This is a genomic window from Actinosynnema sp. ALI-1.44, from assembly GCF_001984155.1.
Taxonomy (GTDB): Bacteria; Actinomycetota; Actinomycetes; order Mycobacteriales; family Pseudonocardiaceae; genus Kibdelosporangium.
In genome coordinates this window covers 89709-104643 of record NZ_MTQO01000028.1, presented here as the reverse complement: position 1 = coordinate 104643, position 14935 = coordinate 89709, and the positions used below count along the sequence as shown (strand labels likewise).

13 protein-coding genes are annotated in these 14935 nt (G+C 69.0%); 12 read left to right on the top strand and 1 reads right to left on the bottom strand.

The features are described 5' to 3' along the window. Positions 1 to 185: 185 nt before the first annotated feature. From ALI144C_RS04260 to eccCb, 7 genes are all read left to right on the top strand, one after another. Positions 186 to 1127: a hypothetical protein gene (locus ALI144C_RS04260; RefSeq protein WP_143230394.1), complete on the top strand. Its 942-nt coding sequence runs from the start codon at positions 186 to 188 to the stop codon at positions 1125 to 1127. Positions 1128 to 1195: 68 nt separating this feature from the next. Continuing rightward, entirely contained in the window at positions 1196 to 1864 is a 669-nt protein-coding gene (locus ALI144C_RS04255; RefSeq protein WP_143230393.1) for a hypothetical protein, read from the top strand. Positions 1865 to 1873: 9 nt separating this feature from the next. Further along, positions 1874 to 3382, top strand: coding sequence for a depupylase/deamidase Dop (gene dop, locus ALI144C_RS04250; protein WP_076985670.1), 1509 nt, complete (start codon positions 1874 to 1876; stop codon positions 3380 to 3382). A gap of 105 nt (positions 3383 to 3487) precedes the next feature. Then, a complete protein-coding gene (locus tag ALI144C_RS04245) occupies positions 3488 to 3682 on the top strand; it encodes a ubiquitin-like protein Pup (RefSeq protein WP_076985669.1) in 195 nt (64 codons plus the stop codon). Between the two features lie 62 nt (positions 3683 to 3744). Beyond that, a complete protein-coding gene (prcB, locus tag ALI144C_RS04240; RefSeq protein ID WP_076985668.1) occupies positions 3745 to 4599 on the top strand; it encodes a proteasome subunit beta in 855 nt (284 codons plus the stop codon). Between the two features lie 45 nt (positions 4600 to 4644). Then, the gene (gene prcA / locus ALI144C_RS04235) at positions 4645 to 5424 is read left to right on the top strand and encodes a proteasome subunit alpha (RefSeq protein ID WP_076985667.1); all 780 of its coding nucleotides are present in this window, start codon (positions 4645 to 4647) and stop codon (positions 5422 to 5424) included. A gap of 86 nt (positions 5425 to 5510) precedes the next feature. Further along, positions 5511 to 8822, top strand: a complete 3312-nt coding sequence (eccCb, locus tag ALI144C_RS04230; protein ID WP_076985666.1) for a type VII secretion protein EccCb — start codon at positions 5511 to 5513, stop codon at positions 8820 to 8822. On the opposite strand, the gene ALI144C_RS04225 is transcribed toward eccCb, so the two are convergent. Next, entirely contained in the window at positions 8813 to 10279 is a 1467-nt protein-coding gene (locus ALI144C_RS04225; protein ID WP_076985665.1) for a bifunctional phosphatase PAP2/diacylglycerol kinase family protein, read from the bottom strand. The genes eccCb and ALI144C_RS04225 overlap by 10 nt on opposite strands. Positions 10280 to 10400: 121 nt before the next feature. On the opposite strand from ALI144C_RS04225, the gene pafA reads away from it, so the two are divergent. The 5 genes from pafA to tatA all read left to right on the top strand — a co-directional run bounded on the left by pafA (position 10401) and on the right by tatA (position 14905). Next, the gene (pafA, locus tag ALI144C_RS04220) at positions 10401 to 11759 is read left to right on the top strand and encodes a Pup--protein ligase (protein WP_076985664.1); all 1359 of its coding nucleotides are present in this window, start codon (positions 10401 to 10403) and stop codon (positions 11757 to 11759) included. Between the two features lie 551 nt (positions 11760 to 12310). Next, positions 12311 to 13285, top strand: coding sequence for a helix-turn-helix transcriptional regulator (locus ALI144C_RS04215; RefSeq protein ID WP_076985663.1), 975 nt, complete (start codon positions 12311 to 12313; stop codon positions 13283 to 13285). Beyond that, complete coding sequence (locus ALI144C_RS04210) at positions 13282 to 14241, top strand: helix-turn-helix transcriptional regulator (RefSeq protein ID WP_076985662.1); 960 nt, start codon at positions 13282 to 13284, stop codon at positions 14239 to 14241. Before ALI144C_RS04215 ends, ALI144C_RS04210 begins: the two co-directional genes overlap by 4 nt. Before the next feature lie 19 nt (positions 14242 to 14260). Beyond that, positions 14261 to 14488: a bacteriophage holin gene (locus ALI144C_RS04205; RefSeq protein ID WP_143230392.1), complete on the top strand. Its 228-nt coding sequence runs from the start codon at positions 14261 to 14263 to the stop codon at positions 14486 to 14488. Between the two features lie 48 nt (positions 14489 to 14536). Next, positions 14537 to 14905 carry a Sec-independent protein translocase subunit TatA gene (gene tatA / locus ALI144C_RS04200; RefSeq protein ID WP_076985660.1) on the top strand — a complete coding sequence of 123 codons (369 nt, stop codon included), beginning with the start codon at positions 14537 to 14539 and terminating at the stop codon, positions 14903 to 14905. Positions 14906 to 14935: the final 30 nt, after the last annotated feature.

Genomic DNA, 14935 nt, shown 5'->3' with positions numbered 1-14935 from the left:
CCACGCCCCAACGGAACACGACCCACCATCACAACCTCCGATCACCGGTGTTGCGACGACCCTCTGAACTCAAGTGGCCTTCGTTGCCAAAAACGCAACAAAGGCCACATTGGTTGCGAACGCGGGTGGCCGGATGCGCGCCGAACCGGTCACAGAGGACAGTGCGTGACGACTATCATCCGCCCGTGCGAAAGACCGGGGGAGCGCTGCTCGTCGTGATCGGCCTGCTCGTGAGCGGGTGCGGGCAATCCATCAAGGACCTCGACGTGCCGGGGGACTTCCAGCGGCTCATCCGGGACGTCGCCGTCGGCGGCCAGCCGGTCTTCAGCGGCAAGACCTGCTTCTCCAAGCCGCTGGAGGAACGGCAGTCGTACCGCTACCGCGCCGAGTTCACCGCGCCGGGCACCCTGGCCGAGGTCAGCCGCCAACTGCGCGGTTCGGCAGTTGGACACGGCTGGCAGCCGCACCGCACCAAGGACGGCGAGTTCGTGCTCATCCGTTCGCTGAACAAACGCGAGGTCGTGCTCAGTGCCGTCGCCGACGGCCAGAACACCAAGGTGTCGGCGTTCACCGAGGACAACTGCGGCGGTGACGTTCCCCGCGACCCGCTGCTCAACCTCGTCCTGGGGGACAACGCCGATCCTGACCTCGCCCCACGGCAGCGGCAGTTGCTGGCCAGTGCCTACGACGCCGTGCACCAACTGGGCGTCGCCATCACGCAGGAGCTGGATCCCGGCCGGGTCGACCCGGCGAAGACGCCGTCGCCGCCGCCGATCCCGGACGACTACCCGCGGACCGACCTGAAGACCTGCGACGTCGACGCGGCCACCGGTGCCCAGGGCGCGCAGTGGGTCAGTTCCGGGCTGGTCGCGGGGTTCCACACCGACACGACCGACTTCAAGGTCGTCGAGGACCGCATCCAGGCCGTGGCGGGCAAGCGGTGGAAGGCCATCGGGCGCAAGGACGACGTCACCAAACGCGTGTCCTACGAGCTGGAGCGGGAAGTCGGCGGCGTGCGGGCCGCGCTGGTGGTGGAGCTCAAGCAGACCGAGGACCACCACGCCAAGCCCGGAGTGAACGTGCAGGGCGGCATCGTCACGGGGTGCGTGCCGCCGACGGTGGGCTGAGGCGGCACGGCTAAGGTCTTGGCGCGGGGGCCCTGACCAAGATCACAAACCTAGAGGGACGACACATCTTGCGTCGTGTGCACGTGCTCGTCGGCGTCGGTGCGGCGCTGCTGCTGGCGGGCTGCTCGGATCGGCCGAACGACCTCGTGGACAACCGGTACTACCGGAACCCGGACCCCACCACGACAAGCGCGTCGCCCCCGTCGGCGCCGACTCAGGCCCCGACGCCCGCGGCCGCACCGGCAACGCGCCAGAAGACCGTCGAACTCGACCGTCTCGCGATGACCGCCAAGGATCTCGCCGAAGAGGGCGTCCAACCGTCCGGCAGCCCCACGCGCACCGTCCAGCCGACGCTGCCGGACTGCCAGGCCCCGCTCGGCGAGGCCGACGCCGCGTACCAGACCGCTTGGACCTACCCGACCGGCTCGACGATCCGGCAGTACTTGGCGGAATACCGGGAAAACGCGGCGGACGTGATCACCGCTGTGCGCGCCAAGCTCACGTGCGGGACGTACCCCGCGGCCGGGTCGGAAGTGCGCGTCAGCGCGCCGGTAGCCGCGAACGGCCAGGTCAGCTGGTGTGCCACCAGTTCGAGGCAGTCCGCGTGCACGGTGCTCGACGACAACGGCACCGTGCTGTCGGTCGTGGTCGTGACGGCCGTGACCGAGGCCAAGGCGAAGTCCGCGGTGACCCGGATCGCACCACTCGCCGCAACGGCCCTTGGACGGAACTCCTAGGCTTGTCCCATGCGGCGGATCATGGGTACCGAGGTCGAGTACGGCATTGCCGTTCCCGGCGACGCGACAGCCAATCCCGTACTGACATCGACCCAGGTCGTGCTCGCCTACGCGGCGGCCGCCGACATCCCGAGGGCCCGTCGGGCCCGCTGGGACTACGAGGTCGAGTCACCGTTGCGGGACGCGCGCGGGTTCGACCTCGGCGCGCCCAGCATGGCGCCGTCCGACCCGGACGTGGAGGACCTCGGCGCGGCGAACGTCATCCTGACCAACGGTGCCCGGCTGTACGTCGACCACGCGCACCCCGAGTACTCCGCGCCGGAGGTCACCAACGCGCGTGACGCGGTGATCTGGGACAAGGCGGGGGAGCGCGTGATGGAGGAGGCGGCGCTCAAGGCCGCCACCGTCCCCGGCCAGCCCCGGTTGCAGCTGTACAAGAACAACGTCGACGGCAAGGGCGCGAGCTACGGCACGCACGAGAACTACCTGATGAGCCGGAGCACGCCGTTCACGTCCGTGATCTCCGGGCTGACGCCGTTCTTCGTGTCCCGCCAGGTGATCTGCGGCTCCGGCCGGGTCGGCATCGGCGTCGCCGGTGAGGAAGCCGGGTTCCAGCTCTCCCAGCGCTCGGACTACATCGAGGTCGAGGTCGGCCTGGAGACCACGCTCAAGCGCGGCATCATCAACACCCGCGACGAGCCGCACGCCGACGCCGACAAGTACCGGCGGCTGCACGTGATCATCGGCGACGCGAACCTCGCCGAGTACTCCACCTACCTCAAGGTCGGCACGGCGGCGCTGGTCATCGACATGATCGAGTCCGGGGTCCGGTTCGACCACCTCAAGCTCGCCGACCCGGTTCGGGCGGTGCACCACATCAGCCACGACCCGACGCTCAGGACCACGGTCGAACTGACCAACGGCCGCAAGTTCACCGGGTTGGACATCCAGTCGGCGTACATGGAGCTGGCCGCCGAGCACATCGAGAAGACCGACCAGGACGCCGTGTCCCGGCACGTGCTGCAGACGTGGGCGGAGATCATCGACGCGCTGCGCCGCGACCCGCTCGAGTGCGCCGACCGGCTGGACTGGCCCGCCAAGCTGCGGCTGATGGAGGGCTTCATGGCCCGCGACAACCTCCAGTGGTCCTCGCCCCGGTTGTCGCTGATCGACCTCCAGTACTCCGACGTGCGGCTGGACAAGGGCCTCTACAACCGCCTGGTCGCCCGCGGCTCGATGAAGCGGCTGGTCACCGAGGAGGAGGTGCGGGCGGCGATCACCGAGCCGCCGAGCGACACCCGTGCCTTCTTCCGCGGCCGCTGCCTGGAGAAGTACCCGAACTCGATCGCCGCGGCGTCGTGGGACTCGGTGATCTTCGATCTCGGCCGTGAGTCGCTGGTCCGGATCCCGACCCTCGAGCCGCTGCGCGGGACGAAAGCGCACGTCGGAGCCCTGTTGGAGGCGGCTTCGACGGCCGAGGAACTGGTCGACGCGCTCACCGGGGCGCCCCGGGGTTGAGGGTGGTTTCGGTTCACTCGTGGAGAAACACGGGTCAACCTGTGGGACACATGTCGGTCCCCCTGGGTAGTGTTCATGTAGGCCAGTCGAAAACCGGGAGGCCAGATGTCCCAGGAAAAGGTCCAGCACCAGGGTGGCGGCGACAACGACGACGATGCCGTCGACGGTGCGCCTGCCGGCCAGGAGCGCAGGGAGAAGCTCGGCGAGGACGTGGACACCATCCTCGACGAGATCGACGACGTGCTTGAGGAAAACGCGGAGGACTTCGTCCGCGCCTACGTGCAAAAGGGCGGCGAGTAACCTTCCCGCCCCGTGCGAACGGGCAAGCTAGGCAGGAACCAGCGGAGCGACGAAAGCAGGGCATGGAAAACACCTTCTCCCGCCAGGGGGTGGGCACCGGGCTACCGGCTGCCTATCTCTCGGCCGCGTCATTGTCATTCAGCGACTTCCTGCGCTCGCAGGCGCCCGATCTGCTTCCGGGCGCCCGCGCGGCGGAGCTGAACAACCAGGCCGCGTTGGCTGACGTGCCGCACGGCACGACCATCGTGGCGGTCACGTACCAGGGCGGCGTGCTGCTGGCCGGCGACCGGCGTGCCACGTCGGGAAACCTGATCGCCCAGCGTGACATGGAGAAGGTGTACGTCACCGACGACTACTCGGCCGTCGGCATCGCGGGCACCGCCGGTCTCGCGATCGAGATGGTCCGCCTGTACACCGTCGAGCTCGCGTACTACGAGAAGATCGAGGGCGTGCCGCTGTCGCTGGACGGTAAGGCGAACAAGCTGGCCACGACCGTGCGCGAGAACCTCACCATGGCCATGAACGGCCTCGCGGTGGTGCCGCTGTTCGTCGGCTACGACGTCGACGCGGACTCGCCACGCGGCCGGATCGTGTCCTACGACGTGGTCGGCGGCCGCTACGAGGAGCGAGCGGGTTTCCACGCGGTCGGCTCCGGCTCGCTGTTCGCGCGCTCGGCGCTGAAGAAGCTCTACGACCCGGACGGCGACCAGGACGCGGCGGTCCGGTGGGCGGTCGAGGCGCTGTACGACGCGTCCGAGGACGACACGGCCACGGGCGGCCCGGACATCCACCGGCGGATCTTCCCGTCGGTCATCACGATCACCGGGGCGGACGGCGCGGTCCGGCTGCCCGAGGAACAAACGAGTGCGGTGGCCGAGGCGGTCGTCGCCGACCGCAGTCAACGGCCGCGTGGCTGAGGCTGACGTCGAGTCCCGTCCGCACGAGATCCAGGAGCCACTGCTGTGAGTATGCCGCTGTTCGCCTCGCCCGAGCAGTTGATGCGGGAGAAGTCCGAGATCGCCCGCAAGGGCATCGCGCGGGGCCGCAGTGTCGTCGTGTTGAAGTACGCCGGCGGGGTGCTGTTCGTCGCTGAGATCCCGGCGAAGAGCACCCTGCGCAAGGTCTCCGAGCTCTACGACCGCATCGGGTTCGCCGCCGCGGGCCGCTACAGCGAGTTCGAGGGCCTGCGCCGCGGCGGGATCAGGCACGCCGAGCTGTGGGGTTTCGCCTACGACCGCAGGGACGTGTCCGCGCGCCAACTCGCGAACGTCTACGCGCAGTCCCTCGGGCAGATCTTCACCGAGCAGCTCAAGCCGTTCGAGGTCGAGCTCTGCGTCGCCGAGGTCGGCGCGTCGGCCGAGCAGGACCAGATGTTCCGGCTCACCTACGACGGCTCGATCGTCGACGAGTCCCGTTACATGGTGATGGGCGGGAACGTCGACCCGATCGTCGCGGCGCTGAAGGAGTCCTACAGCGAGGGTCTGGAGCTGTCCGCGGCTGTCGGCGTGGCCGTGCGTGCGCTGAGCAAGTCGAACACGCCGGGCAACGCGAGCAGCAACGGCAACGGCGGTGGGCTGCTCACGGCCGAGAACCTCGAAGTCGCCGTGCTCGACCGGACTCGGCTGGACCGGGCTCACTCGCGCCGCGCCTTCCGCCGGATCTCCGGTGAGGCGCTGACCGCGTTGCTGCCCACCGACGAGCCACCGGCAGCCGAGGAAGCCCCTCCGGCGACCGACAAGTAGTCCAAGGCGAAGCAAGCACCACACTGGGCCCGGGGCACGTTCCCCGGGTCCAGTTCTGTCCGTTGTCACAGGGGGAGTGGAAGGCGTTGACAGGCCGCCGTATCGCGTTGCTGGTCGCAACGAGTGAGCACATCGATCCGAGCCTGCGCGAGCCGCGCGTGCCGTCCGGGGACGGCAGGCGGCTGCGGGACCTGCTGCTCGACCCGGAGGTGGGCGGGTTCGACGAGGTGGTCCTCGTGTCGAACGAGTCCAAGTCGGGGATCGAGCGCGAGGCCGAACGCCTGATGCGTGGGTGCGCGCCGGAGGACACGGTGGTGATCCACCTGACCGGTCGTGCCTTCCTCAACCACTACAACCACCTGTTCTTCGCCACTGTGGGCACGGACTCGTCGTTGCCGTACTCGACCGCTGTCCCGTCCTTGGTGTTGTGGCACTTGCTGTTCCAGTGCCAGGCCGGGGTGAAGCTGCTCCTGCTCGACTGCGCCATCGACTTCCAGCTGAACCTCGACGAGTACTTCGGCGACAGCGCGTACACGTTCTCGGCGGCGAACCAGTTGACCGTGACCCTGGTGCGGGGGCTGGAGACCGGCGCGGCGGACACGGACGGCGACGGCCGGATCTCGGTCGCCAACCTGTCGCAGTACCTGGGCAGGGAGCTGCAGGGCTCGTGGAGCGCGCGTGCCGGGCAGTTCGACGTCGACGCCCCGATCGCCAAGGCCCGTGTCCGCTCGATCCAGCCGGTCACCGGCGACCTCGCCGACGCCCCTGCCGCTGTCCCTGCCGCTGTCGCCACGGACGCCCCGGCCGAGGTCGTCCCCGTAGAGGTGGTTGCCGAGCAGCAGGTCGGCGACCAGCGGATGCTCAAGCTGCTCGGGTTGCGGTCCGTGCACGACTTCGATCCGCGGCAGGCATGGCGGCGACGCCAGGAGAACGACCGGTTCCGCACCCCGATCGGTGTCGACGAGAACGGTCAGCCGGTCGTGCTCGACCTGAAGATGGGCCCGATGAACGGGATGGGCCCGCACGGCCTGCTCGTCGGCGCGCCGGGTTCGGGCAAGTCGGAGCTGCTGCGCACCATCGTGCTGGGGCTCGGCGCGACGCACGGGTCGTACACGGTCAACTTCGTCCTGCTCGACTTCGGCGCGGGCGGCACGTTCCAGGAACTGGACGCGCTGCCGCACGTCTCGGCGGCGCTCACCGGTCTCGCCGACGACCAACGGCTGCTCGCCCGGCTGCAGGACGCGCTCGCCGGTGAGACCAGCAGGCGCCAGGAACTGCTGCGCAGCGCGGGCAACTTCCGCAACTTCTGGGACTACGAGCGCGCCAGGGAGAACGGGGCCGACCTGGATCCGTTGCCCGCGTTGGTGATCGTGGTCGACGATGTGTCCGCGCTGATCAACGCCAAACCGGCCTTCCGGGACGTGTTGATCCTGCTCGGCCGGGTCGGTGGTTCGCTGGGGATCCACATGCTGCTGGCGTCGGAGAATCCCGACGAGGACATCCTCGGCGTGCTCGACGCGCGGCTGACGTACCGGATCGCGCTGCGCACGGCCACCGCGGAGCAGTCCCGCCGGGTGATCGGTGTCCCGGACGCCCACGAACTGCCGGACGAAGCGGGTGCCGCGTACCTGAAGACGGACAACGCTTTGGTCCGTTTCCAGACGGTGTCCGCCGCCGGCCCGGTGGACGACACGCCGTTCGGCGCGTCGGTGCTCGGCGCCATGGTGGCGAAAACGGTCGGTCAAGGCCCGCCCGCACACGAGGTGTGGCTGCCGCCGCTGGACTCGTCGTATCCGCTGGACACGATGATGGCTCCGCTGAACCCCGTCCCGGAGCGCGGTCTGTCACCGGTGAACTCGCCATGGGTGGGCGGGCTGCAAACACCTGTGGGCATCGTCGACAAGCCGTACGAGCAACGACGTGAGCTGTTGTGGGCGGACTTCTCCGGCACCGCGGGCCATGGTGCCGTGGTCGGCGCGTCCGGCGCGGGCAAGTCGATGCTGTTGCGCACGCTGGTGCTGTCGATGGCGTTGACGCACACCCCGTGGGAAGTGCAGTTCCACTGCTTCGACCTCGGCGGCGGCACCCTCGCAACCCTCGCCGAACTGCCCCATGTCGGTGCCGTGGTTTCCGCGTCGGACAAGGAACTCGCCCAGCGGGTCGTCGACGAACTCACGTCGCTGGTGACCGACCGGGAGGTTCGCTTCCGCGAGCAGGCCATCGACTCGATGGCGGTGTTCCGTGAGCGCAAACGGGAAAAGCGGGTCGCGAACGACCCGTTCGGTGACGTGTTCCTGGTCGTGGACGGCTGGCAGGCGTTCGGCGAGCAGTTCCCCGAGTTGGCGGCCCGGGTGGCCGACCTGTTCGGGCGCGGGCTTGCCTACGGCGTGCACGTGATCCTGTCCGCCGAACGCTGGGCCGACATCACCGCGGCCACGAAGGAGCTGATCGGCTCCAGGTTCGAGTTGCGGCTGGACGACCCGGCCACCTCCGACACGAACGCCCAGAACGCGGCGAACGTGCCCGGCAGGCCGGGGTCGGGACTGACCGGGGACAGCCTGCACTTCGCCGCCGGTCTGCCGAGGATCGACGGGTCGGCGCAGGCCGAGGACGTGGCAGCGGGCCTGCGCGACGCGGTGGACAAGATCCGCCAGCACTGGCACGGGCAGGTGCCGCCATTGGTGCGTGCGACCGAGTTCGTGAGCGTCGGCAAGAGGTTCCAGATCGGGGTGCAGGCCGATCAGACGCCCGTGCACGTCGACTTCGGCACCGACCCGCACCTGGTGGTGTTCGGTGGCGGCGAGTCGGGCAAGACGAACCTGCTGCGGACCGTCGTCCGCGCCATCGCACAGCGCAGCACCGAGAAGGAAGCGCTGTTCATGCTCGTCGACTACAACCACTCGATGCTCGGGTACATCCACCCCCCGCACCTGCTGGCGTACTCGATGGCCAGGGGGCAGCTCACGGAGGCCCTCAAGGACGTCGTCACGTCCATGCGCAGGCGCCTGCCGGGCCCGGACGTCACCCCGGAGCAGCTGCGGACCAGGTCATGGTGGACGGGGCCGGACCTCTACCTGGTCGTCGACGACCTCGAAGAGGTCTCACCGCCGCACAACAACCCGCTGGAGCCGCTGCGTGAACTGGTGCCGCACGGCGGTCTGATCGGTCTGCACCTGATCGTCGCCCGGCGCCGGGTGCCCGGCCAGCAGCGGATCCTCGACTCGGTCCTCGACACCCTCGAAGCGATGAAGACCCCGGTCGTGTGGTTGGGCGCGAGCGTGGACGACGGCGAAAAGGCGGTGCTCCCACCCCCGCATGCCGTGTTGACCGACCGGTCCGGCACGCGGGGGATCCAGGTGACGTTCTCCGATCCCGAGAAGGGGACCTCTCAGCGGTAGACCGACAGGGCGGCGGGCTGGGCGCTGAAGCGGAACCTGGTGCCCAGCGGGCCGACCTCGCCGTCGGTGGCGATCCTGATCGGCTGGCCGTGCACGACCACGTCCAGGTCCTTGACCTCCCGGTGGCAGTAGGTCCGGCTGCGGTGCAACGCGCCGAGCACGGCGCCGAACACGAACCGCAGGCGCGAGAACGACACGTCGGCGCGGATGTACCGGACGTCCATCAGGCCCTTGTCCAACTCGGGCCGTGTGGTCGGGGCGAACCCCTTCGGCCGGTACGAGCCGTTGCCGACGAACACCATCCACACCAGCTGCGGCTGGCCGTTGATCGTCAACCGCAACGGCATCGACTTCGCCAGCACGCGCACCAGCGCGATCGCCCCGGCAGGCCACTTGCCCCAGCGCCGGGTCAGCTTTTCACGCAACCGCACCATGTCCGGGTACCCGCCGAGGCTGGCCGTGTTGAGGAACCAGCGCGGCGCGTGGTCGTCGACGTCGACGTGGCTGAGGTCGACACGCACGCCGTTACCGGCGGCCAGTGCGTTGTCCACGCTCTGGATGCCGTCGATACCGACGTCGCGGGCGAAGTGGTTCAGGGTGCCTGCCGGGACGAGGACCAGCGGCAGGTGCCGTTCCGCGGCGACCGCGGCGACCGCCGCGACCGTGCCGTCACCGCCCGCGACCGCGAGGGCCTTCGGCGGGACCTCGGCCTCGTCGATCGCCTTGTGCAGCTGGTCGATCAGGTCGCCGTCCGGGTAGATCACGGTCGCCTTCGGCCAGTGCACCTGGATCTGCTCGGTCGGGTCCTGCCCGTCCACGCCCGACCCGGGGTTCACCAGCGCGAGAACACCTTCGCCGTCCTCGATCGCCGGTAACGCCGAGTGCGGGTGCGCACTGGCTGGTTCGTCCGCGCCCATCGGCCACCACCGGCGGGTCGCCAGACCCGCGGCGACGCCGATCGCGGCGCCCGCGGCCACGTCCGTCGGCCAGTGCACACCGGTGTGGACACGCGAATATGCGACCGCTGCCGCAAGCGGCAACACGGCGGCGCCCAAGGCGGGGCTCTCCATCGCCAACGCGGTGGTGAACGCCACGGCGGACGCCGAGTGCCCGGACGGGAAGGAAGATGACGTCGGCCGCTTGGTCAGCCGGCGGTATGTGGGCAACAACTCAGCGGCGGGTCTCCGCCGGGGGAACAGGCGCTTGCCGATGAGGTTGGCGCTGGCGCTCGCGAAGCCGATCGCGACCACGCCCCGTAGCGCCGCTCGGCGTGTCTTGCCCTTCCGCAACGCCAGCGTGCCGGCCACGCTGAACCACAACACGCCGTGGTTGGCGGATTTGGTGAGGCTTTTCATCGCCCGGTCGACCGTGGTCTCGGGCAGCTCCGCACTACGGCGGACTAGGCGTTTGTCGACCTGACTCGCGTCGCGCAATGATCTTCGTACCCGTCGGAACACGCTTCGAACGTTAGCGACAGAGCCGACCGGGCGCTGATCGGATGTCTCATTTCGGGTAGTTGACCTATGTCGCCCCGAACGGCGCACGGTAGTCGGGGCCAAGACCGCCTAGGCTGAAGGGATGCAGCGGCGGATCTTCGGCATCGAAACCGAGTTCGGTGTGACCTGCACCTTTCACGGCCAGCGCAGGCTGAGCCCCGACGAGGTGGCCAGGTACCTGTTCCGGCGGGTCGTGTCATGGGGGCGTTCATCGAACGTCTTCCTGCGCAACGGCTCGCGCCTCTACCTGGACGTCGGGTCGCATCCGGAGTACGCCACGGCCGAGTGCGACGACCTGGTGCAGCTGGTCACGCACGACAAGGCCGGTGAGCGGATCCTGGAGGACCTGCTCGTCGACGCCGAGCGGCGGCTGGCCGACGAGGGCATCGGCGGCGACATCTTCCTGTTCAAGAACAACACGGACTCGGCGGGCAACTCCTACGGCTGCCATGAGAACTACTGCGTCACGCGAGCGGGCGAGTTCTCGCGGATCGCCGACGTGCTCCTGCCGTTCCTGGTCACCCGGCAGCTGATCTGCGGCGCGGGCAAGGTGCTGCAGACGCCGCGCGGCGCCGTGTACTGCCTGTCCCAGCGCGCGGAGCACATCTGGGAAGGCGTCTCCAGCGCCACGACCAGGTCCCGGCCGATCATCAACACCCGCGACGAGCCGCACGCGGACGCGGAGCGCTACCGCAGGCTGCACGTGATCGTCGGCGACTCGAACATGTCGGAGTCGACCACCCTGCTGAAGGTCGGCAGCGCCAACCTGGTGCTGGAGATGATCGAGGAGGGCGTCCAGTTCCGCGACTTCAGCCTGGACAACCCGATCAGGGCGATCCGCGAGATCAGCCACGACCTGACCGGCCGCCGCCTGGTCCGGCTGGCGGGTGGGCGCGAGGCCTCGGCGCTGGACATCCAGCGCGAGTACTACGCCAAGGCCGTCGAGCACGTCGCCCGCAAGGACAAGAACCCGATCACCGACCGCGTGATGGAGCTGTGGGGCCGCACCCTGGAAGCGGTCGAGCAGGAGGACCTGTCCCGGATCGACCGCGAGATCGACTGGGCGATCAAGCACCGCCTGGTCGAGCGCTACCAGGCCAAGCACAACCTGGAGCTCTCCAGCGCCCGCGTGGCCCAACTGGACCTCGCGTACCACGACATCCGGCGCGGCCGGGGGATCTTCGACCTGCTGCAGCGCAAGGACCTGGTCCAGCGCGTGACCGACGACGGCGAGATCGAGGCGGCCAAGGACACCCCGCCGCAGACCACTCGCGCGAAACTGCGCGGGGACTTCATCGCGGCGGCGCAGGAAGCGGGCCGGGACTTCACCGTGGACTGGGTTCATCTCAAGCTCAACGACCAGGCTCAGCGGACCGTGCTGTGCAAGGATCCTTTCCGGGCTGTGGATGAGCGGGTCGAGCGGTTGATCGCTTCTCTTTGAGCTTTGGGCTTTGGGCTCTCGCCGGGGGCTGACCTCTGGGCAGGAGGTTTTCGCGGGGTGTTCTTCCCTGCGCATGCTTTTATGCCCCGGGGTTACGGGGCGCGGGTGCCTCCTGCCCGTCGGCCGCCCCAGCCCACCGAGGCGCAAGATCCCGGGCGTGCGCAGCCCACCGAGAACGCGTCAGTCAGCGACGCGGAGCGGCATAGCGAACCCGTTGCCGCCGCCCGGCTGGTCGTCGTGGTCCGTAGGGAGCGCAACGAGCTCGAACGCCCACGCACGGGGAAGCCGCCGGTCGCACGTACTCGGCCGTCCCCACAGCGGACGGCACACCCCACCGGCTGGTGACGTAAGCGGCGAGGCAGAGCACAAGCAGGAGGCAGATCCACACGCGCAGTAGCCTGGATCAGAGCGGCTCGTTTCGCGCTGGATGCCACCCGAACGTGTCACGAGTCCGCGCCGACCTGCGCGACACCGTACCGACGGCCCATTCGCACGCACTGGTTGGCGCGTTGGGTGTCAGGGGTTGTCCGGGTGGCGTTAAGGTCGTGCCCGTGTCCATCGCCCGCGCGGAACGCCTGGTGAACCTGGTGCTCTGCTTGTTGTCCACCCGGCAGTTCCTGTCCGCTGAGCGCATCCGCTCGATCGTGCCGGGTTACGCCGACGCGCCCAGTTCCGATGCCTTCTCCCGGATGTTCGAGCGGGACAAGACCGAGCTGCGTGAGCTGGGCATTCCGCTGGAAACCGGGCGCAACACGGGCTTCGACGGGTTCGACGCCGTCGACGGCTACCGCATCGCCCGCCGGGACTACGAACTCGGCGACATCGACCTCGAACCGGATGAGGCCGCGGCCGTCGCCCTCGCCGCCCGCCTCTGGGATTCCCCCGAGCTGACCGGGGCCGCGCACGGAGCGATCATCAAGCTGCGGGCCGCCGGTGTCGACGTGGACCAGTCGTCACCCGCGATCGTCGAACCGAAGGTCCGCACGGCGGAACCCTCGTTCAGCCCGTTGCTCGCGGCGGTCCAGGAGGGCAAGGCCGTCACGTTCTCCTACCGCCGCCCGACCCCGGCCGAGCTCAGGACGCGCACGATCGAGCCGTGGGGCGTCGTTTCGTGGCGCGGCCGTTGGTACGTGGTCGGGCATGACCGTGACCGGGGTGCGCCGCGGTGTTTCCGGTTGTCGCGCATAGTCGGTGATGTCAAGGTCGCCGGTCCCGCCGATTCCGTACCTCGCCCGGAGAACATCAACCTGCTGGACTTCGTCGCCACGACCGGCAGCGAACCCGCGCCCGCGTCGACGGCCAAGGTGTGGGTCGCCCGGGGCAAGGCCGCCGGTGTCCGGCGCAGGGCCAAGGTGCTCGGCACGCGCCAGGTCGGCGGGGTCACCGGGGACGAGGTCGAGTTGGAGCTGCGGTTCCCCGAGTCCGCGGCGTCGTGGCTGGCCGGGTTCGGCCCGGACGTCCTCGTCCTCGAACCGGAAGTGCTGCGCAAGTCGGTGTACGAGCGGCTGCTGGAGGCGGCGAGATGACCGATCGCCTGCCCAGGCTGCTCGCCCTGGTGCCGTACCTGCTCGCCCGCCCGGGGATCCGGGTCGACGAGGCGGCCGAGGACTTCGGCGTGACCGAGAAGCAGCTGCGCAAGGACCTCGAACTGCTGTGGATGTGCGGCCTGCCCGGGTACGGTCCCGGTGACCTGATCGACCTGTCGTTCGAGGGCGAGACGATCACGGTCGCGTTCGACGCGGGCATGAGCAGGCCGTTGCGGCTGACCGGCGCCGAGGCGACAGCGCTGCTCGTCGCGTTGCGTGCGCTGGGGGAGACACCCGGCGTGGACGGCGAGGCCGTCCGGCGCGCGGTCGCGAAGATCGAAGCCGCGGCCGGGCTGGCGCAGCCCGCTGGTGTCGTCGTCGGCCTCGGTGTGCGCGAAGGTGAGGACACCGCCGAGGTGCGCCGGATCGTGCAGAGCGCTTTGACCGCCCGCAAAGCACTGCGGATCACCTATTACACCGCGTCCAAGGACGAGATCACCGAGCGAACCGTCGACCCGATGCGGCTGCTCATCGTCGAAGGCCGTTCGTACCTGGAAGCATGGTGCCGTCGCGCCGACGCCGTGCGCTTGTTCCGGCTCGACCGCGTCGACGAGGTCACGCGGCTCGACGAACCAGCCGCACCGCCGCCCTACGCCGAGCCGACCGACGTGTCGAGTGGCCTGTTCACACCACAGCCCGACCAACTCGTGGCCACGCTCGTGCTCGAACCGGACGCGCGGTGGCTGGCCGAGTACTACCCGGTCGATGCCGTCGAAGAGCTGGAAGGCGGCCGGCTGCGGGTCCGGATGCGTTACTCCGATCGGTCATGGATGATCAGGCTGCTGCTGGGCCAGGGCGGCGAGGTACACGTCGAGTCACCACCGGATCTGGCCGACCAACTGCGGACACGTGCCCGTCAGGCGCTGGAACTGGCCGGCAACCTCGCGTCAACCTGATGCGGTTAGGCTGCCGAACGTGCAATACATACCGGCCGTAGTGCTTTTGGCCGTCGGCCTGGTGATCCTCGTGCTGGCGCTGCGGAAGGCAGCCAGGGCGGCACGGAGGTTCGCGGTGACGCGTGGTCACGTGAACGCCGAGGTGGGCGCCTCGACGGGCATGTTGAAGGCCCGGAAGGCGGCATTGCGTATCGCTGTCCGTGACCACTTCCGGCGCGCGGAGATCGATAAGTCCACGGAAGCGTGATGACAGGTAACATGCAAATGAGTTGTGCGACGCGTCAGGAGGAGTCCCGTGGGTAACCTCGGACCGACCGAGTTGATCATCATCGCGGTGGTGATCATCCTGCTCTTCGGAGCGAAGAAGATGCCGGACATGGCCCGTTCGCTCGGCCGCTCCATGCGCATCATCAAGGCTGAGACCAAAGGCATGAAGCAGGACGACCAGGCGGAAGGCACCGCTCAGGCGGACACCACCACCACTGCCACGACCACTGCCGCGACGGCGACCCCGGCGCCTGCCGTGCCCGCTCCGGCCCAGCTGCCGCAGGCCACGCCCGCCGCGCAGTCGGACGTCGAGAAGATGCAGAAGCAGATCGACGACCTGCAGTCGCAGCTGAAGACCAACCAGGCCGCTCCCACCCAGGCGCCCAAGAACGCCTGACAACCACAGAGAGACGGTTCGCACGGTGGC

What these genes read in the sequence shown, in the direction of transcription:
- dop (WP_076985670.1), top strand. Translation starts at nt 1,874, where the DNA reads ATGCGGCGGATCATGGGTACCGAGGTCGAGTACGGCATTGCCGTTCCC.
- ALI144C_RS04245 (WP_076985669.1), top strand. Translation starts at nt 3,488, where the DNA reads ATGTCCCAGGAAAAGGTCCAGCACCAGGGTGGCGGCGACAACGACGAC.
- prcB (WP_076985668.1), top strand. Translation starts at nt 3,745, where the DNA reads ATGGAAAACACCTTCTCCCGCCAGGGGGTGGGCACCGGGCTACCGGCT.
- pafA (WP_076985664.1), top strand. Translation starts at nt 10,401, where the DNA reads ATGCAGCGGCGGATCTTCGGCATCGAAACCGAGTTCGGTGTGACCTGC.
- ALI144C_RS04210 (WP_076985662.1), top strand. Translation starts at nt 13,282, where the DNA reads ATGACCGATCGCCTGCCCAGGCTGCTCGCCCTGGTGCCGTACCTGCTC.